We start from the raw sequence: 24,772 nt of genomic DNA, 5'->3' as shown, positions 1-24,772 counted from the left end.
CCAGATCAGGCGCTTCCGCTTTTCTTATAGCAAATAAAAACCAATGCCCATAATTACATAAGCGGCAAGCAGTGTCAGTCCTTCAAACCAGTTTGTTTCCCCGTCGTTCGAGATAATGACCGCTAAGAAGACAGCGGTCACCATAGATACCAGTTCTGGAATCGTAAAAACAAGCGGCATCGGCTGATTAAACATTAACGAAAGTAAAACGAGTACCGGCGCAACAAACATCGCAATTTGCAATGTTGAACCAACGGCAATTTCTACAGCAATGTCCATTTTATTCTTCATCGCCATTACAATAGCTGAAGCATGTTCCGCTGCATTACCGACAATCGCTACAATGATCACCCCGATAAACAGCTCTGTCCAGCCGAATCTTTCCCCTACCGTTTCAAATGTATGCACAAGATTCTCAGATACATATGCAACAGCAAGCGTCGCCAGAAGCAGCACACCGATCGCTTTTCCTTTCGACCATTCCGGTTCTTCGTGATGACCCTGCCCTTCCTGTTCACTATTAGCAGCGTACACACCACGATGTGTAACAAGTTTAAAGAACAAAGCAGCCAGATATAGAATAATCATAATAATAGATATCCCGATACTTAAGGTAAGGGTTTTCGATTCATTCATTCCCATTGAAAAGATTTCCGGGACGACAAATGCTACGATGACAGCGAACATTAAAAGACCCGAGTTGTGCCGTGCATCATGTACATTAAACGTCTGGCGCTTAAACTTGAGTCCCCCTAAGAAAAAAGAAAGTCCTGCAACAAGAAGCAAATTACCGAGTACAGAACCTGTTAAAGAAGCAAGAACGACCTCGATCAACCCTGCTTGCAAGGCAAAAATAGAAATGATCAATTCTACTGCGTTGCCAAATGTCGCATTTAACAATCCGCCAATTCTTGGACCTGCAACAATCGCCAGACTTTCTGTAGCCCTGCCCATGTAGCTTGATAAAGCGACAATCGTTACACAGTAAATACCAAACATCATTAATGTCGGCCAATGCATAAGTGCTCCAGCCACAGACAACGGAACACCAACTAGCACCAAGATTCCAAATATCTTGCCCATAAGCTGCCCCCTTTTTTCACGTTAAGAAATAAATATGCCGCTTCTATCAACATTCCCCATTTTTTTATTTCTTAACGCTCATTGAGGGTATTATTCGCCTGGAATAATTTCGAAAGTTTCGACTACTTCAATCGCAGGAATGACTGACTGTACCATTGAACAATTCTTTCTCGTTAGTTCCATCGCTTTATGTATTTGCTGTTCCGATAAGCCTTTTCCTTTAATTGTGAAATGCACTTCCACTTTTTCAATCCGATTCGCTTCTTGCTCGTTACGGTGAACATTCGTATCAATTTGAATATCTTCTACATGCATCCGTTTCTTTTCAAGAATTTTTCGCAGGACGCCCCCGCTGCAGACAGCGATAGAAGCAGTCAATAATTGAAATGGTCGGAATCCGTATGCTTCATCGCCGGAAATATCAAGCTGTCCGTACGAAAGATCTGTCGTAAACCCGCCTTCTTTCATTTGAAATTTCATCTTTCTTCACCCCACTAAAATAATTCATACTAAAATGATCCATTTTATTTTAAATCATATAAAAAAACAAAGCAAGATTACGCCTAAGAGGAACTAAAATAGGCGTTTTCCACAATCTACAGATTATCCTTCCTTTTTAGCTTTGGCTGTGTTAATATATGCTTAATTATAATTATTTTAAATTGATAATAACGCTTCTCATTTAGATAAAAGTTGATTTTACAACAATTGAAAATGATTTTCACTAATAAAAGAGGCTTTAACCACTGATTACTATTCTCAATTAAAAAGGTTAAATATCAATTAAGGAGGAACAGCAGATGAATGCACAAGCCAAAGTATTACAAAATAATTATCAAAAAGAAGCTCATTGGATCACTGCTATCAAACCGCATGCAGAACTTATCGCTGCCCTATTAAGCGGTGTGTTAATTCTAGCCGGGTGGCTTCTTGATAAAAATGGCGTTCATACGACAGCTGTTGCGATCTACGTGCTGGCTTTTGTCATTGGCGGTTTTGCCAAAGCAAAAGAAGGCATCGAAGATACGATCGCTGACAAAGAGTTAAATGTAGAGATGCTCATGATTTTTGCTGCGATCGGTTCGGCCATCATCGGGTATTGGACAGAAGGTGCAATCCTGATTTTCATCTTCTCTCTCAGTGGAGCGCTCGAAACGTATACAATGAACAAAAGCCAGAAAGAAATCTCTTCGTTAATGGAAATTCAGCCGGAAGAAGCCTGGCTCGTCAGGGATGGAAAAGAAGCAAAAGTCCATGTATCCACACTGGAAATCGGTGATTTAATCCTTGTGAAACCAGGGGAGCGCATCCCTTCTGATGGTAAAATTTCAAAAGGACAAACGACCATTGATGAAGCCGCCATTACAGGAGAATCTCTTCCTGTTTCGAAACAAAGAGACGGAGAAGTATTTGCAGGTACCGTCAATATTACCGGCTCTATTTACGTTGAAGTAACAAAACTAGCAAGTGAAACACTTTTTCAAAAGATTATCCAGCTCGTTCAGTCCGCCCAAAGTGAAAAATCACCTTCTCAGTTGTTTATTGAGAAATTTGAAGGAGTGTATGTAAAAGCAGTACTTGCGGGAGTCGGCCTTATGATGTTCCTGCCCCACTTTGTTCTAGGCTGGAGCTGGACAGAAACGTTTTACCGGGCAATGGTACTTCTGGTCGTTGCTTCTCCTTGCGCGCTCGTTGCCTCCATCATGCCGGCGACACTCTCTGCGATTTCTAACGGAGCCCGCCACGGTATTTTGTTTAAAGGCGGGATTCATTTAGAAAGCTTAAGCAATTTAAAAGCCGTTGCGTTTGACAAAACTGGAACACTGACGCAAGGAAAGCCTGAAGTAACGGATATCATCGTCCGTAATGACCTGTCAACAACTGAACTGCTAAGTGCTGTTGCTTCCATTGAAAGCCAGTCCAATCACCCTCTCGCTCAAGCTGTCGTTCGTTTTGCTCAAGAAAAAAATGCACCCTATTACGCTCCCGATCATTTAGAGGATGTAGCTGGCTGGGGCGTCCAAGGAGCAGTTGGAGGAAAACAGTGGAAAATAGGGAAAGCTGATTTCGTCGGCCGGGAAGATGCACTCTCTTTTTCTGAAGGGATGGCTTACGAGCTGGCCGGCGACGGAAAAACAACGGTCTTTGTGAAAGATGATCATGGCATTGCCGCAATCATTGCTTTAAAAGATTTAATACGTGAAGATACACAGCATGCATTAGAACTGCTTCATCAAGAAGGCATTTATACGATTATGCTGACTGGCGATAATAAAACAACAGCCAAAGCAATCGCTAAAGAAGCACGCCTTGACGCATTTATCGCCGAATGCCTGCCGGAACAAAAAGTAGATCATTTAAAGAAATTGATTAATGACCATCAAACAGTTGCTATGGTTGGGGATGGCATTAATGATGCACCAGCACTCGCAACAGCTAATATCGGCATTGCTATGGGAGAAGGATCTGATGTCGCTCTTGAAACAGCAGATATTGTCCTAATGAAAAATGACCTTCCCAAAATTGCAGAAGCGATTCGCCTATCTAAAAAAATGAAACGGATTGTCAAACAAAATGTCATCTTTTCTATAGCAGTTATTATGCTGCTGATTATTTCTAACTTTCTACAAGTGCTCGACTTGCCGTTTGGCGTAATCGGACATGAAGGAAGTACCATTCTCGTTATTCTAAACGGCCTGCGGCTGTTAAAATCATAATAAATACAAACCCCCGAATGAAATTTGCCTTAAAATAAAAGCGCCGGCTCCCCTATCCACAGTGCATACGGGGCCGGCTCCTTATAAGGCATTTTTATTCGGGGATTATTTTATTACTGACAATTATCCTGGATATCATTCTTTAACGCATTGATTTCTCCGCCAATAAGAATGATCATGGCAGACAGATAAAACCAAATCATCAGAACGATAATACCGCCAATACTGCCATATGTCGCTGAATAGTTGCCAAAGTTATTAACATAGAAAGAAAAGCCTAGTGATACGGCCATCCAGCCAATCACAGCAAAAATCGCCCCCGGAAAAACGGATACGCATTTAATGCTAAGATTAGGTGCTAAATAATATAATCCGACAAACACTCCGAATAACAATAATGGAGAAACAAGCCAGCGCAATCCATTCCAAAGCATTAAAAACTGATCAGATATTCCTAAGTAACCAGAAGCAAATAAACCAATTTGTTTGCCGAATACTTGAAGAATCAATGCTGCCGCTACAATAAAGATTAAACCGAATGTCAATAAAATAGATAAACCTCTTACGTAATAGAATGATCTTGTTTCTTCAATATCATAAGCATGATTTAATCCCTTAATTACAGCATTCATCCCTTTTGATGCTGACCAGATTGTAGCGATAATACCAAAAGACAGCAAACCGCCATTTCGATTCAACAACACTTCATTGATCGTATTTTCAATCGTAGTCATCGTCTCTCCTGGAGCGAAGTCGCGAATAAGGTCAAACATATCCTGCTGGTTAATCGGCAAATAGGCCATCATCGTCATGGAAAAAATCAACAGAGGAAATAACGCCAAAAGAAAAAAGTAAGCCATTTGTGCCGATGTATCAAGCACATCGGAATCCTTCAGTCTTTTAACTAACCGCTTAAAGAACACGTTCATCTCTGTTTTTTTATCAGACAAATAATCCCCTCCTAATTACTTTGTTGAAGTTTGTCCAGCTGCACTTGACGTGTCTTCTTCATGCGGGAGGAAGGTTGTTTTTGTTTCGTCTACAAGCTCTTTTACGCTTGGCGTCAGCTCTTTTAGGCTGTCCACCTTTTCATAAATAAAGTTCACGTCTTCTGTAGCTTTTTGAACCATCTCTCTTGCCTGATTGATGATTTCTTTAGATGAAGCAGACAGCTTCTCTGGATCTTTCAGCATGTCAAATAAATAAACAGCCCATTCTTTCATTTCTGCTCTTGTTTGACGATCAGTTAATGCAATCGCTCCCCCAATCACTGCTCCGATCGCTGCTTTTGCAAAAAACTTACCTTTTCCCATTTCTATCATCCTTTCTGACAATTAAGCTGCTTCAGCTCTTTCACATTTATTAGTTGCTTTGAACAAGCTGTTCGTTTATCATTACTGTCTGCGGACTTAGCAATGGCTCTTACACTCTTTTATTCCCCTTTTGATGAAGTAACGAAACATAGATGAAAAGAACGCATAAAATCCAGCCGCTGCAGTAAAGTAAAGACAGCATTTGTTCGCTTCTATATAAGAATACCATGAACATCATTCTTTAATAGACAAATCTTTTCCTTCTTTTTCACACATATACATTCATTTGTGAATTTCAACAAAAATAAATATTTTTGTTATTTTTTTCACGTTGAACTACTCTTTTCTGAATATTCTTATATAATAAAACGAAGGAGGAGATAGGATGGATCAGAAAAAATTGCTGGAAATAATGAATAGCATCAGCGGATATATTTGGGGTCCGCCTCTACTAATTCTCTTAGTAGGAACAGGGATTTTCCTAACAATCCGCCTTGGTTTTTTACAATTAAGACTGCTTCCTTATTCTCTCAAACTCGCATTCAGTAAAAACCAAGACAAACAATCAGAAGGAGATATTTCTCACTTCCAAGCCCTCATGACGGCGCTTGCTGCCACTGTCGGTACCGGTAATATTGTTGGGGTGGCGACGGCTATTTTGGTCGGAGGTCCTGGTGCTGTCTTCTGGATGTGGATGAGTGCATTTTTTGGAATGGCAACGAAATACGCGGAAGCCGTGCTCGCTGTAAAATACCGCGTGCAGGATGCCGATGGAGAAATGTCCGGCGGTCCGATGTACTATCTTGAACGAGGCTTGAAACAGAAATGGCTCGGTGTTTTATTTGCCTTGTTTGGAGCGATTGCGGCTTTTGGAATCGGTAACTTAGTTCAAGCAAATGCTGTTGCCGGTGTCGTTCAAAACACTTTTCATGTCCCTCCTTTCGTTACGGGAATCATTTTATTAATTTTTACTGCACTTGTACTGTTAGGCGGGATTAAAAGCATTGGAAGAGTCACTGCTTTTTTCGTTCCGATTATGGCTGCCTTTTATTTACTTGCAGGTCTGATTATTTTAGCTATGAACTTTAGTGGAATTCCTGCAGCGTTTGCTTTAATTTTCTCAGATGCCTTTACTGGCAGCGCTGTAGCAGGAGGCGCCATTGGAACAGTGATCCGTTATGGAGTTGCCCGCGGGGTGTTCTCTAACGAAGCCGGTCTCGGTTCCGCACCGATCGCGGCAGCCGCTGCGAAAACCGACATGCCTGCTCGTCAGGCTCTCGTATCTATGACTCAAGTATTTATTGACACAATTTTAATTTGTTCTATTACTGGATTAACTATTGTCATGGCCGGCCAATACGATAAAGGACTGGAAGGCAGTGCATTAACAACTGTATCGTTTGAGACATTCCTTGGCCCTGCTGGTTCTTATGTTGTGGCTCTCGGTCTATTATTCTTTGCTTCATCTACGATTATCGGCTGGTCTTACTACGGAGAAAAGTGCTTCTCTTACTTATTCAGTAAAAAAGTAGTAAAGTATTACCGTCTTGTTTTCGTCGCTGCTGTCTTTATTGGAGCGGTGACAAGCCTAGAAATCGTTTGGACATTTGCTGACATCATGAATGGATTAATGGCCTTCCCTAACTTAATAGGCATCGTCGGTTTATCTGGTGTCGTCATTCATGAAACGAAGCATATACTGAAAGTCATTAAAGAAGAGAAAGCCAAAAAGAGTGCAGCTTAATAAGGCAGATTGACAAAAATAGTGAAAAGTGAAATGATGTTATCAAATTGCCCGAGAGGATGAGAAGAACGTGGATCTGTCTGTGAAATCACCTGAAAACATAGAATATATGATAGAACAAATCACTTCGAAGCTGCGCATGGTCAATGTCGGTGCTATTAAACCCGAACATTTTAGCGAAGCCTCCTATGAAGATTTAAAAGACATTTATGAATTAGTAAATAGAAAAAACACCTTTAGCCCTAGTGAAATGCAAGCAATCGTTGAAGAGCTTGGCAACTTAAAGAAATAAAGCCGGCATTTGCCGGCTTCAGGCTGTTGACAAACGCTCGCTTTCTTCGTTGCTCGCCCGTCTGCGGTGCTCATGACCCCTCTGGTCACTCTGCTCCTCGTCAGGAAAGACAAACGTTTTCAACCAGCCTGAGGGTGTATAAAATAGACTTTGTCTAAAAAAGCCGGCATTTGCCGGCTTTTTTCACGTCTGTTATAAAGCGCTGTTCATTTTTATTTCACCGAATCAGGAGTTTGCACACCGTTTTCTTTTTCTCCTTGCGGTAAAATTAATATTTCTACCCGTCGATTTTTTGCCTGTCCGGCTTTTGTTTCATTTGATGCGATCGGCTGATATTCCCCATAGCCTTTCGCACTGAACAAACGAGGATCAAGCTTCTCGTTTTCCAAAACAACTTTCATAAAGTTGACCGCTCTCATGGCGCTTAATTCCCAATTTGATTCAAACTCTGCTGTTTTAATCGGAATGTTATCAGTATGTCCGCTAATAATGATCATGCGTGGTAAATCCATTTCTAGTAATCGAGAAATATCTCTTGCTGCTTTTTTATCTTCTTCCCTAATTTCAGACACTCCCGAATCAAAGAGAACATTTTCACGGATACGCAGCAACAATCCCTCTCCGTTTAACACCGTTTCTACTTTGTTTTGCAAATTATTTTCTGTAATATATGTATTGATCTTTTGCTGTATTTGAGCTAGTTCTTTTTTATCCCGCTCACCAAGTCCTGTCAACGGCTGATCGGGAGATGTCGTTTCAGAAGGAGTTAACTCGGAATAATCCATTACTCCGACACCTCCTGTAAAAATATTATTGAATGCCTGGGAGAAAAGTTGAAACTTTTTCGCATCAACCGAACTCATGGAAAATAAGACGATAAATAAAGCGAGCAGCAATGTCAGCAAATCCGCATAAGGCAGCAGCCATGACTCATCAATATGATCAGGATCTTGACGTTTTTTTCGCTTACTCATTTGTCTCGCCACTTTCCTCGATCAATTTCTTCTTCTCATCTGCAGGCAAATAAGAGGAAAGCTTTTGTTCAAGCACACGCGGCGATTCTCCTTCTAAAATAGAAAGGACACCTTCAATCATCATTTCTTTCACTTTGATTTCTTGTCTGGATTTTCGCTTTAATTTATTAGCAAACGGATGCCAAAGCACATACCCAGTAAAAATCCCTAACAACGTCGCCACAAAAGCGGCTGAAATCGCGTGCCCCAGCGTATCAGTATCATTCATATTGCCAAGAGCTGCAATTAAGCCGATGACCGCACCGAGCACTCCAAGTGTGGGGGCATACGTTCCTGCCTGAACAAACATACTCGCAGCAGACGCATGGCGCTCCTCCATAGCCGAAAGTTCTTCGTTCATCACGTCACGTATGTAATCAGCATTTTGCCCGTCTACTGCTAAGCTGAGCCCATTCTTCAAAAATGGTTCATCCACTTCATCGACTCTCGCTTCGAGAGCAAGCAGACCTTCTCTTCTTGCAAGTTCAGCCCAGCCCGTAAACTGCCGAATCACCTCTTGCGGAGACATCATTTCTTTTTCTTTAAAAATGACTCCAAACAGCTTTGGCAATCTTTTTAACTCGCTTGAAGGAAAAGCAATCGTAACTGTAGCTGCTGTTCCGAGCAAAATAATTAAAAGAGCGGCAGGATTGATCAGCACTTCTGGACTTACTCCTTTGAACACCATACCTACTCCTACAGCGACAACTCCAAGAATAACTCCTATAATTGAACTTTTGTCCATTCTCATTCACCCTGTATTTTTATTTTTGTAATTTTAATATCGGTCTGAAAAAGTTTTTTTGTATCTTTTTTCACAATTATTTTATAGGTGAAAGGGCTTGTTAAACGAAAGACTTTGTTCAACTCCCTTATTGATTTCCATTACAGACACTCGCCTGCCGCTCTAATCAACAAAGGGGCAACATCAACACTCATCATTAAATAGCCAAACGAAAAACAAACCAATACGACAAGTATATCGTATATTTTTATAGAGTTTTTTATAGGAAAATCTCCATTTTTTTGACTATCTTGTGAAAATTCTTTTGTGATATACGCAAAAAAAGAAAGCGTCCCAACAGCCAAGCTTTTGGAACGCTCTCTTTTTTTATCTGTTTTATTGTGCTTTTGAAAGCTCAACAGCTGGTCCGAAGAATTCAAATTTAATTCGATCTTCCGGAATACCGTTTTGACTTAAATGGCCAATCACTGCTCCCATGAATGGCACTGGACCGCAAACGTAACAAATGCTGTCTGAAGAAATGACTTCTTTTAAGAATTCAGCACTAATACGTCCTTCCACATCACACATTGTTTGTTCATCTGTCTTCTTGTCATAAGCAACGTAAGAACGGGCATTGGCTAATTCTTTTACCATTTGTTGTGTATGCTCTTTAAATGCATGAGCCGCTTCGTTGCGCGCTGCATGGATAAAGACAATTTCACGTTTGCTATTTTTCGCTGCTAATGTTTCAAGCATGCTCATCATCGGAGTAATACCAACTCCCCCGCTGATCAAAGCAACTGGTGCTTCATTATCAACATCGAGATAGAAATCTCCAGCTGGCGCACTCAATTCAACGACATCGCCTTTATTCACATGGCCGTGTAAATAGTTAGATGCTTTTCCTGCTGGTTCATGATCCGCTTCACGTTTAACAGAAATACGGAAATAGTCTTGACCAGGAGCTGCTGATAGGCTGTATTGTCGATTAACGATATTCTTTTCACCAGGAATATGAAGCTTAATTGTAATATATTGTCCCGGTTTATAAGCAGGTACTTGTGATCCGTCTTTCGGTTTGAAATAGAAAGATGTAATAAGAGAGCTTTCTTCTACTTTATCAGCTACTTCAAACTCTTTAAAGTCCATCCAGCCGCCTAGCTGTTCACTTGCTTCTCTATACATTCCCGCTTCAGTGTCAATAAATATTTTAGCAATCACCCCATATGCTTCGGCCCACGCATCGATAATTTCATCTGTTGCTGCATCACCTAATACTTCCTTAATCGCTTTTAACAAAAACTCGCCGACAATTGGGTAATGTTCAGCCTTGACCCCTAGACTGCGGTGTTTGTGAGAAATTTGTGTGACCGCTGGGATCAGCACTTCCAATTGATCAATATATCTTGCAGCTGCATAAACAGTAGTAGCTAAAGCTGTTTGTTGGCGCCCTTGCTGCTGATTCGCATGGTTGAATATATCTAAAAGCTCTGGATGTGCTGCAAACATTGATTTGTAAAAGTGAGTAGTAATATCTTTTCCTCTTTCTTCAAGTACAGGAGCAGTAGATTTCACGATATCAATAGTTTTTTGGGATAGCATAATAGGCCCTCCAATAATGAGTTATTTTAAAGATGTATTTTTGATACATCTTATTTATAATCCTTTTTCAAACCGAAATCAATGCTTTTTGATTTGTGTAATAAAATGTTCACATTCTTTGATTCCCATTACGTGGACATATATAATAGAAATAAGACCAAAAAAAATAGTGGTGAAAAAAATGAAATTAACGCTTTACACTGATTATTCCCTGCGTGTATTAATATATTTAGCTTCTAAACCAGAAGAAGAACTTTCCAATATTAAAGAAATAGCAGAGGCTTATCAAATTTCGAAAAATCATTTAATGAAAGTGATTCATGAACTTGGTAAGTTAGGGCTGATTGAAACGATCCGCGGACGCAGCGGCGGCATTCGGCTCGCTCTTCAGCCAGAAGACATCAATATTGGTAAAGTCGTGCGGCAAACAGAAGACAACTTCCATTTAGTCGAATGCTTCAACCCAGATATAAACAGCTGTGCCATCACATCAGTATGCGGACTAAGGCATATTCTTTATCAAGCGCTGCAAGCCTATCTTGCCGTACTTGATCAATATACGCTGAAAGATCTGACAGTGAACCCGACCGCCTTACGCAATCTATTATTACCAACCCCTGAAGATTAAACCCGCATCTTCGGGGGTCCATCTATGTTTTCCCACATGTAAATATGGCAAACACAAAAAATTGAAAGTCGCTTCATAAAGCCACACCTTTCCTGATACCCATCCTATAAGAAATCTCAATCCAAAAAACCCTCATTTTTCACCGTAACATTTTGCCCTTTCTTCTATTCTTGATACAATGAATATATTCACTATTTTGTTTAAAAAAGGAGAATGCATAGGATGGACTTCCAACAAACGTTAGAAAAGTATGCTGAACTGGCCGTAAAAGTAGGCGTCAATATTCAAAAAGACCAAACGCTAGTCATTAACACATCGATTAACACAGCTGATCTTGTACGATTAATCGTAGAGAAAGCGTACAAAGCAGGCGCCAAGCATGTTTATGTGAATTGGGATGATGATGTCGTGTCGCGTCTGAAATATGATCTCGCTCCAGACGAAGCATTTAAGGAATTTCCTAAATGGCGCGTACAAATGCTTGAACAATCAGCAGAAGAAGGCGCAGCCTTTATGTCCATCATCTCCTCCAGCCCGGACTTATTAAAAGGTGTTAATCCAGAACGTATTGCCAGTTTTCAAAAAGCAGCCGGGCAGGCGATGAGCAAATATCGTCAATACATTCAATCCGATAAAGTCAGCTGGACGGTGATTGCTGCTCCATCCCAAGCATGGGCAGAAAAAGTATTCCCTGACCTTGATCAAGAAAAGCAAGTGCCCGCCTTATGGGAAGCGATCTTTAAAGCTGTACGTGCAGATACAGACAACCCTGTGGAAGCTTGGAAGACACACGATGAAGAACTGCACAAAAAAGTCGATTATTTAAACGAAAAACGATTCAAACAACTTCACTATACGGCACCTGGAACAGATTTAACGATTGATCTTCCTGATGGCCATCTCTGGGTCGGAGCTGGCAGCATCAATGAAAATGGGCAGGAATTCATGGCCAACATGCCGACAGAAGAAGTATTTACCGTTCCTTATAAAACCGGTGTCAACGGGTATGTGTCCAGTACAAAACCATTGAGCTATGGCGGCAACATTATTGATGAATTCAAAATCACGTTCGACAACGGCCGGATTACAAACGTACAGGCAAAAGAAGGAGAAGACGTATTAAAGAAATTGGTGGAAACAGATGAAGGCTCCCATTACCTTGGGGAAATCGCCCTCGTCCCTCATCATTCACCTATTTCAGAATCAAATATTCTCTTTTACAACACGCTATTCGATGAAAATGCCTCTAACCACCTAGCTATCGGCAGTGCTTATGCATTTTGCATCGAAGGCGGCAAATCCATGTCACAAGAGGAACTTGGACAAAAAGGCCTGAATACAAGTATCACGCATGTCGACTTCATGATTGGTTCAGCCCAAATGAATATTGATGGAATTAAAGAAAATGGAGAAATCGAACCAATCTTCCGGAACGGAAACTGGGCGGAAGGCGTTTAATATGAAGTCTTTGTTAAACACCCCTGTTGATTTCCGCCGTGGGCGGTCCAATCGTCAAAGGGGCAACGGCAACAATCATCATGAACATAGACAATATGAAAAAAGCTGTCCCTTAATGCGAAGGGACAGCTTTTTGTATGTGGTTCATCATTTCAGACAGTTTTTTAATTGGCTCAAGCCTTTCATACTATTTATAAACTGAATTGATTCAATCGGTCATAATATTCAATGAGAAAATTATAAAATAACTTTTCCGAAGGCGATAGCGTACGGACTTTTGTGACAATCACTCCGACCGTTCTTGTTACTTGCGGCACACTGATGGGCAGGCTGATTGTGCCAGGGGGTGTTTGTTCGATTAAAAGTGTTTCCGGCAGCAAGCTGACACCGAGCCCCGCTTCTACCAACCCCTTAATCGTATATATGTCTTCACTTTCAAACCCAACTTTAGGTTCAAAACTCACTTGACGGCAAGCTTCGATGACGAGTTTTCTCATATCATAACCCGTACGAAATAAAACGAATTGATCATGCCTTAACTCCCGCAGATTTACTTCCTCTCTTTTCGCCAGCCGATGATGATCTGGAAGCAGCACTCTCATATTTTCGGAAAAAAAGATCTCGGTTGAAATTTCATGTGTGCTTTCAGGTACCGGAGAGACAAAAGCAAAATCAATCTCGCCTCTTTCCACTAGCTCCCGAAGTTCCTTGTTCGATCCTTGATGAAAGTCAAATCCAATGTCCGCATATTGGCTCCGAAAAGCAGAGATCACACGCGGCAGCGTTTTTGTAGCAAGAGAGTTAGGAAAACCAAGTCGAATCTTTCCGGTTTCTGGATTCAAGTAACTATCTACCGCTGCCACAGCGCGGTCAATTTCAGCCATGGCCAATTCAATATGCTGCAAAAATATCCTGCCTGCATGGGTTAACTTCACATTTCGCCCTTCACGCGAAAATAATTCTACACCGAGTTCATCTTCTAATTTAGCAATTTGCCGGCTGACTGCTGATTGCGCTACATGCAGACGGTAAGCGGCTTCTGTCACATGCTCTTCTTTAGCTACTTCCATAAAGTATTTAATTTGCCGAAGCTCCATTAAGTCCACTCCCTTTCCAGCCGTTTTTCTATTGTATGTTTATTTTACCACGGCACCTTTAAATCACAGAAAAAAAAACGGACCGATAACAGTCCGTTTCAAATGGTAGACAAGAGCTATTTTAGGCACCCTCAGACTTACTTTTTCATTGCGCTATAAAGAACCGCCTTTTGTGCATGCATCCGGTTTTCAGCCTGTTGAAATACAACAGATGCGTCTCCGTCCATCACTCCAGCCGAAACTTCTTCATCGCGATGTGCCGGCAGACAATGCATAAACTTGCAATCTGGATTAGCAAAGGACAGCAACTGTTCATTCACTTGATAAGGAGCAAAATCCTTCAAACGTGCCTCCGCTTCTTCCTCCTGTCCCATACTCGTCCATACATCTGTGTAAATAAAATCTGCTCCTTGTACTGCTTCTTGCGGATTTTCGACAAATTCAAGTTTTGCTCCTGTTTGCGAGCTAATTTCTTTAGCAATTTCCACAATTTGAGTAGCCGCTTCATAACCGGCTGGTGTCGATAATGTAAAGTCCATCCCCATCATTACTGCGCCAATCATCAATGAATGAGCGACGTTGTTGCCATCTCCAACATATACAAGTTTCGTTCCTTTAAATTCACCTTTGATTTCATAAATAGTTAAAAGATCTGCAAGAGCTTGACACGGATGATATAAATCCGTTAATCCATTAATGACAGGTATATTTGCGGCCTCAGCCAATGCTTCAATTCTTGAATGGCTGTGCGTACGGATCATAATGCCATCCAAATACCCTGATAACACCTTACCTGTGTCTTCAATGGTTTCGCCGCGTCCAATTTGCATATCGTTGGAGCTCAAAAACATCGCATGGCCTCCAAGCTGAATCATAGCTGCTTCGAACGAGACGCGCGTTCTCGTGGAGTGCTTTTCAAAGATCATTCCAAGAAGCTGACCTTTTAAAGCATCAAAATACTTTTCTCTATTCTTTTTCATATCATCTGCTAAATGAATAAGTGCCTCTATCGTTTCTGGAGTATAATCCACAAGTTTTAATAAATCTTTCCCTTTTAATGCCTGAGTTTTTTGTATATCTGTTGTTATCAATTTTCTCACCCCGTGTATCTCATTTTTAATTTATCGTTTCTTTCATTTGTTCGCTGTTTATGATCTTATTAATATTTATACATTAAAATTAATTAAAATACAACCTTATTTTCTGAATTCTTCTATTTTTTTTGTAAAAGAACCGTTTTTTTGATCATATGAGGTATACTACATGTATGAAATCAATTAGCGAGGTAACGCATATGAGAGAAAAAAAGTTCATGAAAGATACCCTGTCTGTTAAGACGAGCCATGTCTTCCCGCCTGACACAAATCATCATGGCACTTTATTCGGCGGTAAATTGATGGCAGATATAGACAATATCGCCTCTATCTCAGCTACAAAGCTAGCTAGAAAACCTGTAGTGACAGCTTCGACAGACTCTGTTGATTTCCTAAAGCCCATTCGTGTAGGGGATGCAGTTACGCTTGAAGCCATGGTATCTTATACAGGCACAACAAGCATGGAAGTATTCGTAAAAGTATCATCTGAAAATTTAATGACGGGAGAAAAGGAAGTAGCAGCCATTTCTTTCTTAACATTTGTCGCTCTTGACCAATCGGGGCGGTCAGTTGTGATCCCTGAAGTGATTCCTGAAACAGAGGAAGAAAAATGGCTGAATCAAACAGCCATCAGCCGGGCCGAACACCGGAAAGAACGGAAAAAATACAGCAAAGAACTAGCGGCATTCTTTTCTTCTGCAGGTAAATAGACTGATAAAATGTAATAAACATGTAAAAACCGCTGAATTCCAGCGGTTTTTTAGTTTACAAAAATTAAGATTTATTAACATCCTCTTCCCTTCTCCCTCCACGAAATCGCTTCATTCATTATTCTTGTTGGAGAAAACCGCTGTAATAATAGAGTTCAAATTGTAATATTCCATTTTCCTTATTTTGTCCCCTATACGGTTCACTTCGTTCCTTTTTATACTATATAGAGATGTCATTTGGAGGAATGAATATGTTTGGACAAATGGAAATTGGAATCGATTTAGGAACGGCTAATTTACTTGTTTACAGTAAAGATAAAGGAATTATCGTCAATGAACCATCAGTCGTAGCCATTGATACGGAAACAAAAAAAGTGGTCGCTATTGGTACAGAAGCTAAAGAAATGATTGGAAAAACTCCTGGACGCATTGCGGCTACACGCCCGATGAAAGACGGTGTGATTGCCGACTTTGATATTACATCTGAAATGCTTAAAGGATTAATGAAAAAGGCCAGCAAAGTGTTAGGTTTCAAAATCCGCAAACCAAACGTTGTTGTTTGCACTCCTTCTGGAGCGACAACCGTCGAAAAGAAAGCGATTGAAGATGCAGTAAAAAGCAGCGGCGCAAAAACCGTTCATTTAATTGAAGAGCCTGTCGCTGCTGCGATCGGTGCTGATTTGCCTGTAGAAGAACCAATCGCTAATTTGATCGTTGACATCGGCGGCGGCACGACAGAAGTGGCGATCATCTCTTATGGCGGTGTTGTTTCTTGCAACTCAGTCCGAGTCGGCGGTGATAAGTTGGATGAAGATATCATTCAATACGTACGCAAACAATATAACCTTCTCATCGGTGAACGGACCGCGGAAAAAATTAAAATGGAAATCGGCTATGCTTTAATTGATCACGAAGAGCGCACGATGGATGTACGCGGGCGTGATCTCGTTACAGGTTTGCCTAAAACAATTGAAATAAGCTCTTATGAAATTCAAAAAGCAATAAAAGAATCATTGCTTACTATTCTAGAAACGATTCGCGTCACTTTGGAAAATTCTCCGCCTGAACTAAGCGGTGACATCGTTGATCGCGGCGTAGTCATCAGCGGCGGCGGCGCTCTGTTAAACGGCATACAGGAATGGCTGAGCGAGGTCATTATCGTACCCGTTCACCTTGCTCCTAATCCATTGGAATCTGTTGCGATTGGTACTGGACGCTCGCTGCACGTCATGAAAATTTTGCAAAAAGTAACCAACTAACCGTCTTTTGTATTTTATTTCTGCCAAAAAGGTTGACTCAAAATGAAAGAGTCTGCTCCCACACTAACAACAGACTGTATATTCGAAGGAGTAACTTCTATAATATATAGTCTATTGAAAGCAGGAACAGACCCTTCTGAGTCAACCTCTTTCATTTCCTTGGAAAATCATTAACAACTGCTAGAAAACTTCTTTGAATCCACATTTTTCCTCGAACGCCATTGCGGAACACCAATACCGATTAAGATTAGTACAATCCCGGCTGCCTGCCCGAGTGTCAATTGTTCTCCAACAATGAGCATCGCTCCAATCATTGCCGCTGGTAATTCCGCAGCACCAAGAATGGCCGCTATCCCTGAATCGACATGCGGTGTACCTAATGCAAAGAAAACAACAGGCACAAATACGCCAAACAATCCGATCGGCCAGCCATATTTCCACAAACCGTCCGTGATCGTGCCATCGACGATAAAAGCAGGCGATATAAATAGAAAAGTAGTGAGCAATCCGCTAATAGCGATGATGAAGCTTCTTTGAATCGTTGGCACCCCTTTTCCTGCTTTGCCGCTAAAGAAGAGGTACAATGCAAACATCAAGGCAGCAAGAAAACCATACACAAGACCTTTTGTATTGTTTAACAATCCTAGCCCTTCAGGGGACACACCAGCAGCGAATGGTGTACCTACCCATAAAAGAATAATTGAAATGATCTTTAGATGAGAAGGAAAAGTTCTTAAATAAATAGATTCAATGAGAACTCCAATCCAGGTAAATTGGAAAAGCAAAACGATGGCTACTGAAGCAGACAGCTCCTGTATACTAATAGCATAAAATACTCCTGTTAAGCTTAATAAAATGCCGACACCAAACAGGGACAAAGTCTGTTTGCCATTTACCTTCACACGTTTTGTTAAGATAAATGGAATGAACAGCAGCAGCAGTCCGAAAAGGTATTGAGAACTAGCCGCATGAGCCGCCTCATAGCCGGCATTCGTCATCAGCTTAACAATAGAAGCTTGAAAGCCATAACTGCTTGCCCCTATTAAAATAAATAAAGAATACCGAAACTGATTCAATCTTAATCCTCCTTTATTTAAAGCCAGTATATCCTGCCCAACACTATTCGACAATCCTATTTAAATTATTCTAAATTTTCTATTGACTAATTCCTGCTAAAGGGATATGATATGTTCAATTATCAGATTAAGTGAATAGTAACGTATTTCTTATCAAGAGAAGCTGAGGGTACTGGCCCTGTGAAGCTTCAGCAACCAGCCGCTAGCGGGCCTAGGTGCTAAATCCAGCAAACTGCTGAATCAGTTTGAAAGATAAGAAGGATCAAACATTAACGATGTAAAGCCTTCTTGCTATGTTTAAGGGGGCTTTTTCTTATGATTAGAAATAAGTGGTTGGAAAGGACGGACACTATGAAGCTATTAGACAGGCTGCAAAATGAAGTATTGACAGCTGATGGTGCAATAGGCACTCTTCTCTATTCTTATGGCATTGATTTTTGCTATGAGGAACTCAATGTAGAAAAACCGGAAATTATTGAAAAGATTCATCGTGAATATATCAAGGCAGGCGCTGATATTATTCAAACAAATACGTACAGTGCCAACGCTATAAAGCTTGCAAGATACGGACTGGAAGACCGCGCACTGGAATTAAATAAAGCAGCGGTACGCATTGCCAAGAAAGCAGCGGCACCAGAACAGCGATTCGTTCTCGGCACCATTGGCGGCATTCGCGGTATTGGCAAAAGCAGCGCACCTCTTCCTGATATCGAAGAAGCGATTCGGCAGCAAGCAGAGGCCATTTTGTCAGAAGATCCAGACGGTCTCTTATTTGAAACATACTACGATTTTGAAGAATTAACGACTATTTTACAATTCATTCGCAAGATGACCGATTTGCCGGTGATTACTCAAGTATCTATGCATGAACCTGGTATTTTGCAAAATGGACTTTCATTAAATCATGCATTGAAACAGCTAGAAGCGCTTGGAGCAGACATTGTCGGCGTAAACTGCCGCCTCGGCCCTTATCATACCATTCAGGCATTTGAAGAAGTAACGCTCCCAGAAAAGGCTTTTTTATCCGCTTATCCAAACGCCAGCCTGCTTGATGTAGAAGATGGACGGATTGTCTATGAATCAGAAGCCGATTACTTTGGCCAAGCAGCTGTCCGCCTTCGGAATGCAGGTGTCCGTCTCATCGGCGGCTGCTGCGGTACGACACCAAAACACATTGAAGCAGCGAAAAAAGCACTTGCTGGTCTTGCACCTATTACGGAGAAGAAAGTCATCCCTAAAAAGCCAATTACGATTAAAGAATCCATTCCGCCTATTGTGCCTCCGCTAAGCGAACAAGTAAAAAAAGAACGGACGATTATTGTTGAACTGGATACACCGAAGCACTTGGATACGACCACTTACATCGAAGGAGCTAAGGCCTTGCATGAAGCAGGAATAGCCGCGATTACAATGGCTGATAATTCACTCGCTTCTCCACGTGTCAGTAACTTGGCGATGGGATCTATACTTAAAATGAAGCATCACATTCGTCCTCTCGTTCATATCACGTGTCGGGACCGCAATCTGATTGGATTACAATCCCACTTAATGGGACTGCATGCACTTGGGCTTCATGATATACTCGCTATTACGGGTGATCCAACAAAAGTCGGCGACTTTCCTGGCGCTACTTCTGTATATGATGTTTCAAGTATGGAACTCATCCAATTGATTAAACAGCTGAATGAAGGAATTTCTTTTTCCGGAAAGCCATTCAAGCAAAAAGCCAACTTCTCAGTGGCAGCCGCGTTTAATCCAAATGTTCGTGTACTTGACCGGGCTGTTAAACGCCTTGAGAAGAAAATTGAATGCGGGGCCGATTATTTTATTACGCAGCCGGTCTTTACGAAAGAAAAGATTATTGAAGTATATGAAGCAACGAAACACTTGCCGACTCCAATCTTTCTTGGCATTATGCCATTAACAAGTTCACGAAATGCTGAATTTCTTCATCATGAAGTGCCAGGCATTAAACTGTCAGACGAAACACTTGCTAGAATGAAAGCATACGAACATGATAAAGAGGCATCGGCACTTGAAGGAGTTAGAATTGCAAAAGAATTAATCGATACAGCCGCAGAGCTGTTTAACGGCATATACATTATTACACCATTTATGCGCTATGAAATGTCGATTGAATTGATCCATTACATCGAAGAGCTGGATAGAAAAAAGAATGAAAGAGGGATCACTCATGTCCAAACAATATCCAATTGAACAAGAGCTGGAAAAACGTATTCTTTTCTTAGATGGTGCAATGGGCACGATGCTTCAGCAAGCCGATTTAACAGAGGATGATTTCGGCGGCGAAGAATACGACGGCTGTAATGAATACTTGAATATTACCGCTCCTCACGTGATCGAAAAAATTCACCGTGACTACTTAGCAGCAGGCACCGATATTATTGAAACGAATTCATTTGGCGGTACTCCACTCGTACTAAATGAATATAACCTCGGTGATCAAGCTTACGAAATTAATAAACGGGCAGCAGAAATTGCACGCAAATGTGTAGATGAATTTTCCACTCCTGATCATCCACGCTATGTAGCCGGTGCGATCGGTCCAACAACAAAAACATTATCCGTCACAGGCGGAATTGATTTTGATACATTAAGCAAAGATTTCGAGCTGCAGGCGACAGCCCTTATCGACGGCGGCTGCGACTTAATTTTAATGGAAACTAGTCAAGATATGCTAAATGTGAAGGCTGGGACTCTTGGTATTGAACGTGCCTTCCAAGCAACCGGAAAAAAGCTCCCTGTTATGATTTCTGGTACGATTGAACCGATGGGTACAACACTTGCGGGACAAAACATTGAAGCATTCTATATATCTATTGAACATATTCGTCCGTTATCAGTCGGTTTAAACTGTGCGACAGGACCAGAATTTATGACGGATCATATCCGCTCGCTTTCTGATTTATCTAAAAGCTTTATCAGCTGCTACCCGAACGCTGGATTGCCTGATGAAGAAGGCTGTTACCATGAATCTCCAGAATCACTTGCCATGAAAATTAAAGGCTTTGCTGAAAAAGGCTGGCTGAACATCGTCGGCGGCTGCTGTGGTACAACACCGGACCATATCCGTGCGATGAGAGAAGCAATTGCTGATCTTCCTCCCCGCGAGCGTCCGGAACAGCCGCATGAACACGTTGTTTCAGGGATTGAGCCTCTTCAATATGACGACTCAATGCGCCCATTATTTATCGGTGAACGTACGAACGTGATCGGTTCTCGCAAATTTAAGAGGCTGATTGTCGAAGGCAAATATGAAGAAGCAGCGGAAGTCGCCCGCGCGCAGGTGAAAGGCGGCGCCCACGTTATTGACATTTGCCTTGCCAATCCAGACCGTGACGAGCTGGAAGACATGGAAGCTTTCATGAAAGAAGTCGTGAAAAAAGTGAAAGTACCGCTCGTCATCGATTCTACAGACGAAAAAGTCATTGAAAAAGCGCTGAAATACTCTCAAGGGAAAGCGATTATTAACTCTATTAATCTAGAAGACGGCGAAGAACGCTTTGATGCCGTGCTGCCGCTTGTAAAAAAATATGGAGCAGCCGTTGTTGTGGGCACAATTGATGAAATAGGTATGGCGGTTACTCGCGAGCGCAAGTTGGAAGTAGCCCAGCGTTCTTACGATCTGCTCGTGAATAAATGGGGACTCCCTCCTGAAGATATTATTTTTGACCCGCTTGTCTTCCCTGTCGGCACCGGTGATGAGCAATACATCGGCTCAGCAGAAGAAACGGTTGAAGGCATCCGGCTTATTAAACAAAAGATGCCGAAAGCGTTAACCGTTCTCGGCGTCAGCAACGTATCATTTGGCCTCCCTCCTGTTGGCCGTGAAGTGTTAAATGCGGTGTATTTATATCACTGTACGCAGGCAGGACTTGACTATGCGATCGTCAATACAGAAAAGCTAGAACGTTTCGCTTCGATTCCTAAAGAAGAAATTACAATGGCAGAGAAATTACTATTTGAAACGAACGATGAAACGCTTGCCATTTTCACGGACTTTTATCGTGATAAAAAGAAAGAGAAAAAAGAAGAAGATATTCCAAAAACAGTAGAAGGACGACTTAGCTATTACGTCGTTGAAGGCACGAAAGAAGGATTAATTCCTGATTTAGAGCAGGCACTGGCCATGTTTGATACACCGCTTGATATTATTAACGGTCCCCTAATGAAGGGCATGGCAGAAGTCGGCCGCCTCTTCAACGATAACCAATTGATCGTTGCGGAAGTACTGCAAAGTGCCGAAGTGATGAAAGCATCTGTTGCCTTTTTAGAACCTTATATGGAGAAAAAAGAAAATGACAACGGTAAGGGAAAAGTCGTTCTTGCTACAGTAAAAGGCGATGTTCACGACATCGGCAAAAACCTCGTTGATATCATTTTAAGTAACAACGGGTTTAAAGTGGTTGACTTAGGTATTAAAGTAACACCTGCTGAATTGATTGAAGCGATTAGAAAAGAAAATCCGGACATGGTAGGCCTTTCCGGTCTTCTCGTTAAATCTGCACAGCAAATGGTCATCACTGCTCAAGATATGAAAGCAGCAAACATTGATTTGCCAATTTTAGTTGGAGGAGCCGCTCTTTCCCGCCGCTTCACCGAAACGAAAATTTCACCAGAGTACACAGGCCCGGTGTTATATGCAAAAGACGCAATGGATGGCTTAAACCTTGCCAACCGTCTGCAAAATGAAGAAGAAAAAATTGAACTTTTAAGTGAATTAGCACAAAAGCAGGAAAAACGGAAAGAAGTAGAAGCATATCGCGGAACGATGACATCACCGGCAGTAGCTGTGCTTGAAAAGCCGAAGAAAACCGTCCGTCAAGATGCACCCGTGTTTGTACCGCGTGACTTACAAAAACGTATTCAGCGCAACTACCCTGTCGCTCACTTAAAACCTTATATCAATATCCAAACATTGATCGGTCATCACCTTGGGTTGAAAGGCAAAGTAGAAAAACTACTCGCTGAAAAAGACGAACGTGCGGTGGCACTGAAAGACATGGTGGATGACTTCTTACAATCAGGTCATTTAAAAACAGCTAGCGTTTATCAATTTTTCCCAGCTCAGTCTGACGGCAATGACGTCATTATTTATGATCCGGCAGACAGCAAAACAGAAATCGAACGATTCACCTTCCCGCGCCAGCAAAGGGAACCATTCCTTTGCCTCGCTGACTACTTGAAACCAGTGGACAGCGGCGAAATGGATTATGTCGGATTCTTCCTCGTTTCGGCCGGATTCGGTATTCGTGATCAAGCTGTAGAGTTCAAGGAAAAAGGTGAATTCCTAAAGAGTCATGCCGTCCAGGCGACAGCTTTAGAACTTGCTGAAGGATTCGCTGAACGTATTCATCAGGAAATGCGAGACCAGTGGGGCTTCCCTGATTCGGTCGATTTCACGATGAAAGAACGTTTTGCGGCTAAATACCATGGACAACGTTTCTCTTTCGGCTATCCGGCCTGCCCGAATCTCGAAGACCAGGCTAAGCTATTTAAATTGCTTCAACCTGAGGAAATCGGTGTTCGGTTAACAGAAGGATTCATGATGGAACCGGAAGCCTCTGTTTCCGCCATCGTTTTCGCTCATCCGGATGCAAGATACTTTAATGTAGATTAACAAAAATAGACAGTGCCTCGGCACTGTCTATTTTCATCTTAGTTGATTGCAGCTGATATGTGTTACTCGGCCGTTTAACTGCTTTGTTCATCATTTCAACGGCTTTTTTGTGCAAGCACCTTATGAAGCGCTGCATTTACAGAGCGGTAAATGACATCTGATCCCTGTGGAGTAAGGTGGGTGCCAGATGTGTCAATCAATCCTGATTGAATGAGCTTTCTATCTGTGATTCCGTCCATTGATTGCGTCATGTTCGCATAGTTGTCAATTAAGAACACGTTCTGCTGCTTGGCTGCTGTCCTTATGATCGCATTGTATGAATCATGCCACTGCCTAGCCCCGTTATATTTCGTATAAAGGTTTTGATCATGTCTTGAATAATAATATTGAATTTTATTATTCCCTTGAATGATCGGAGGAGTTGTCATTAAAATCACTTCCACTTTTCGCGCTTTCAAGGTATCTATAAAATAGTTTAAATTATGTTGAAATCGTGCTTTTGATACTCGTGGCTGACTGTTCGTATTTAATATCGCGTCGTTTGTTCCAAACATAATAATGACGGCTTTCGGGTTTTTATTTAATACATCTTTCGCAAACCTTATTCTGCCATTTTCCGATGTATGTCCGGCAATTCCAGCGTTGATCACTGTATAACTTCGCTGCAGCTTGTTTACCCATTTATCTTTTACATCGTAATTATTTGTATTCCAATTCGTTCCCCCGGTGTTACTATCCCCAAATGCCACAATGACACTGCTTTTGTTCATTGCTGTGCTTGTCTGTCCCTCAGCAGCAGCTGATTCGCTATGTATAGTGAATAAAAAAAGCAAAGTGAATAATCTAATGCCCATTCTTTTTAACATTTATTTACGTTTCAAACCTTCCTTGATTTCATTTTATTTCCATTATACTATGCTTTTTATACTAGTCAATTCCCCTCTACTATACTCTTCCCCTTTAACAGCAAATCGATCATGGAATGCGCTGTGTTTTTTGCATAACCTTCCCTTTCCAAGCCACATTAATCATAAAGGAGATGACAACATGAAGAAAAAAAACACAGTCGATCAGCCCCCTCTTATACCTGATACCCCACAAGTTACAATACGTTCAGAGATGAATGAATATCCTCCTGGCGATTCTGTCGATGAGTACAGAAATCTTAAAGATGCTAATGAGCACCTTGCCGGCAAAGAAATTGGGCAGCAGAATAATAACCTTTAACATGTCCAATCAAAAAAGTAAACCAACTATAATATTTGGTTTACTTTTTTTACTCTTATATTATTAGCGGTCATTTTCAACTTTGTTAGTA

General features: G+C 41.4%; 22 protein-coding genes and 1 riboswitch. Of the genes, 10 read left to right on the top strand and 12 right to left on the bottom strand.

Annotated features, from left to right (window positions below):
• Positions 1-24 precede the first annotated feature (24 nt).
• Together cax and QYG89_RS10860 are read right to left on the bottom strand one after the other, a co-directional pair.
• Entirely contained in the window at positions 25-1,083 is a 1,059-nt protein-coding gene (gene cax, locus QYG89_RS10865) for a calcium/proton exchanger (protein WP_404317131.1), read from the bottom strand.
• Positions 1,084-1,173: 90 nt separating this feature from the next.
• Positions 1,174-1,563 (bottom strand): OsmC family protein, encoded by a 390-nt coding sequence (locus tag QYG89_RS10860; RefSeq protein WP_404317129.1) that lies wholly within the window; start codon positions 1,561-1,563, stop codon positions 1,174-1,176.
• Between the two features lie 320 nt (positions 1,564-1,883).
• Between QYG89_RS10860 and QYG89_RS10855 the strand changes: the two genes are divergently transcribed.
• Positions 1,884-3,800, top strand: coding sequence for a heavy metal translocating P-type ATPase (locus tag QYG89_RS10855; protein WP_404317127.1), 1,917 nt, complete (start codon positions 1,884-1,886; stop codon positions 3,798-3,800).
• A gap of 113 nt (positions 3,801-3,913) precedes the next feature.
• Here QYG89_RS10855 and QYG89_RS10850 read toward each other — a convergent pair whose 3' ends face one another.
• On the bottom strand, positions 3,914-4,729 hold the full coding sequence (locus QYG89_RS10850; protein WP_404317215.1) for a YihY/virulence factor BrkB family protein: 816 nt from the start codon (positions 4,727-4,729) through the stop codon (positions 3,914-3,916).
• A gap of 36 nt (positions 4,730-4,765) precedes the next feature.
• Positions 4,766-5,113 (bottom strand): hypothetical protein, encoded by a 348-nt coding sequence (locus QYG89_RS10845; RefSeq protein WP_404317126.1) that lies wholly within the window; start codon positions 5,111-5,113, stop codon positions 4,766-4,768.
• Positions 5,114-5,498: 385 nt separating this feature from the next.
• On the opposite strand from QYG89_RS10845, the gene QYG89_RS10840 reads away from it, so the two are divergent.
• Together QYG89_RS10840 and QYG89_RS10835 are read left to right on the top strand one after the other, a co-directional pair.
• Positions 5,499-6,857 (top strand): alanine/glycine:cation symporter family protein, encoded by a 1,359-nt coding sequence (locus QYG89_RS10840; protein ID WP_404317124.1) that lies wholly within the window; start codon positions 5,499-5,501, stop codon positions 6,855-6,857.
• 70 nt (positions 6,858-6,927) lie between these two features.
• A complete protein-coding gene (locus QYG89_RS10835) occupies positions 6,928-7,149 on the top strand; it encodes a DUF1128 domain-containing protein (RefSeq protein ID WP_404317122.1) in 222 nt (73 codons plus the stop codon).
• A 212-nt stretch (positions 7,150-7,361) separates the two neighbouring features.
• Here the strand turns inward: QYG89_RS10835 and motB are convergent, their stop codons facing one another.
• The 4 genes from motB to hmpA form a co-directional block, all read right to left on the bottom strand.
• A complete protein-coding gene (gene motB / locus QYG89_RS10830) occupies positions 7,362-8,123 on the bottom strand; it encodes a flagellar motor protein MotB (RefSeq protein ID WP_404317120.1) in 762 nt (253 codons plus the stop codon).
• Positions 8,116-8,907, bottom strand: a complete 792-nt coding sequence (gene motA, locus QYG89_RS10825) for a flagellar motor stator protein MotA (RefSeq protein WP_404317118.1) — start codon at positions 8,905-8,907, stop codon at positions 8,116-8,118. Before motA ends, motB begins: the two co-directional genes overlap by 8 nt.
• A 140-nt stretch (positions 8,908-9,047) precedes the next feature.
• Positions 9,048-9,305 (bottom strand): hypothetical protein, encoded by a 258-nt coding sequence (locus tag QYG89_RS10820; protein ID WP_404317116.1) that lies wholly within the window; start codon positions 9,303-9,305, stop codon positions 9,048-9,050.
• On the bottom strand, positions 9,283-10,491 hold the full coding sequence (gene hmpA / locus QYG89_RS10815; RefSeq protein ID WP_404317114.1) for an NO-inducible flavohemoprotein: 1,209 nt from the start codon (positions 10,489-10,491) through the stop codon (positions 9,283-9,285). Before hmpA ends, QYG89_RS10820 begins: the two co-directional genes overlap by 23 nt.
• A 181-nt stretch (positions 10,492-10,672) precedes the next feature.
• Between hmpA and QYG89_RS10810 the strand changes: the two genes are divergently transcribed.
• Both QYG89_RS10810 and QYG89_RS10805 read left to right on the top strand, forming a co-directional pair.
• Positions 10,673-11,119: an RrF2 family transcriptional regulator gene (locus tag QYG89_RS10810; protein WP_404317112.1), complete on the top strand. Its 447-nt coding sequence runs from the start codon at positions 10,673-10,675 to the stop codon at positions 11,117-11,119.
• 222 nt (positions 11,120-11,341) lie between these two features.
• A complete protein-coding gene (locus QYG89_RS10805) occupies positions 11,342-12,577 on the top strand; it encodes an aminopeptidase (RefSeq protein WP_404317110.1) in 1,236 nt (411 codons plus the stop codon).
• A 191-nt stretch (positions 12,578-12,768) separates the two neighbouring features.
• On the opposite strand, the gene QYG89_RS10800 is transcribed toward QYG89_RS10805, so the two are convergent.
• Positions 12,769-13,674, bottom strand: coding sequence for a LysR family transcriptional regulator (locus tag QYG89_RS10800; protein WP_404317108.1), 906 nt, complete (start codon positions 13,672-13,674; stop codon positions 12,769-12,771).
• 137 nt (positions 13,675-13,811) lie between these two features.
• Entirely contained in the window at positions 13,812-14,765 is a 954-nt protein-coding gene (gene argF / locus QYG89_RS10795; protein WP_404317213.1) for an ornithine carbamoyltransferase, read from the bottom strand.
• A gap of 203 nt (positions 14,766-14,968) precedes the next feature.
• On the opposite strand from argF, the gene QYG89_RS10790 reads away from it, so the two are divergent.
• Together QYG89_RS10790 and mreBH are read left to right on the top strand one after the other, a co-directional pair.
• Entirely contained in the window at positions 14,969-15,478 is a 510-nt protein-coding gene (locus QYG89_RS10790) for an acyl-CoA thioesterase (protein ID WP_404317106.1), read from the top strand.
• A gap of 251 nt (positions 15,479-15,729) precedes the next feature.
• Positions 15,730-16,737, top strand: a complete 1,008-nt coding sequence (mreBH, locus tag QYG89_RS10785) for a rod-share determining protein MreBH (RefSeq protein ID WP_404317104.1) — start codon at positions 15,730-15,732, stop codon at positions 16,735-16,737.
• A 170-nt stretch (positions 16,738-16,907) separates the two neighbouring features.
• Here the strand turns inward: mreBH and QYG89_RS10780 are convergent, their stop codons facing one another.
• Complete coding sequence (locus tag QYG89_RS10780) at positions 16,908-17,813, bottom strand: EamA family transporter (RefSeq protein ID WP_404317101.1); 906 nt, start codon at positions 17,811-17,813, stop codon at positions 16,908-16,910.
• A gap of 147 nt (positions 17,814-17,960) precedes the next feature.
• A riboswitch (SAM riboswitch) is annotated at positions 17,961-18,072 on the top strand.
• A 92-nt stretch (positions 18,073-18,164) separates the two neighbouring features.
• Between QYG89_RS10780 and QYG89_RS10775 the strand changes: the two genes are divergently transcribed.
• Together QYG89_RS10775 and metH are read left to right on the top strand one after the other, a co-directional pair.
• Positions 18,165-20,030, top strand: a complete 1,866-nt coding sequence (locus QYG89_RS10775; protein ID WP_404317211.1) for a bifunctional homocysteine S-methyltransferase/methylenetetrahydrofolate reductase — start codon at positions 18,165-18,167, stop codon at positions 20,028-20,030.
• Positions 20,008-23,454 carry a methionine synthase gene (gene metH / locus QYG89_RS10770; protein WP_404317099.1) on the top strand — a complete coding sequence of 1,149 codons (3,447 nt, stop codon included), beginning with the start codon at positions 20,008-20,010 and terminating at the stop codon, positions 23,452-23,454. Before QYG89_RS10775 ends, metH begins: the two co-directional genes overlap by 23 nt.
• A gap of 95 nt (positions 23,455-23,549) precedes the next feature.
• Here metH and QYG89_RS10765 read toward each other — a convergent pair whose 3' ends face one another.
• The gene (locus tag QYG89_RS10765; RefSeq protein WP_404317097.1) at positions 23,550-24,308 is read right to left on the bottom strand and encodes an SGNH/GDSL hydrolase family protein; all 759 of its coding nucleotides are present in this window, start codon (positions 24,306-24,308) and stop codon (positions 23,550-23,552) included.
• Between the two features lie 193 nt (positions 24,309-24,501).
• Between QYG89_RS10765 and QYG89_RS10760 the strand changes: the two genes are divergently transcribed.
• Positions 24,502-24,681 (top strand): hypothetical protein, encoded by a 180-nt coding sequence (locus QYG89_RS10760; protein ID WP_404317095.1) that lies wholly within the window; start codon positions 24,502-24,504, stop codon positions 24,679-24,681.
• Positions 24,682-24,772 lie beyond the last annotated feature (91 nt).

Origin of the sequence: Bacillus lumedeiriae (assembly GCF_044891285.1) — a bacterium.
Lineage (GTDB): Bacteria > Bacillota > Bacilli > Bacillales > Domibacillaceae > Pseudobacillus > Pseudobacillus lumedeiriae.
This window is presented reverse-complemented; position numbering and strand designations above follow the sequence as displayed.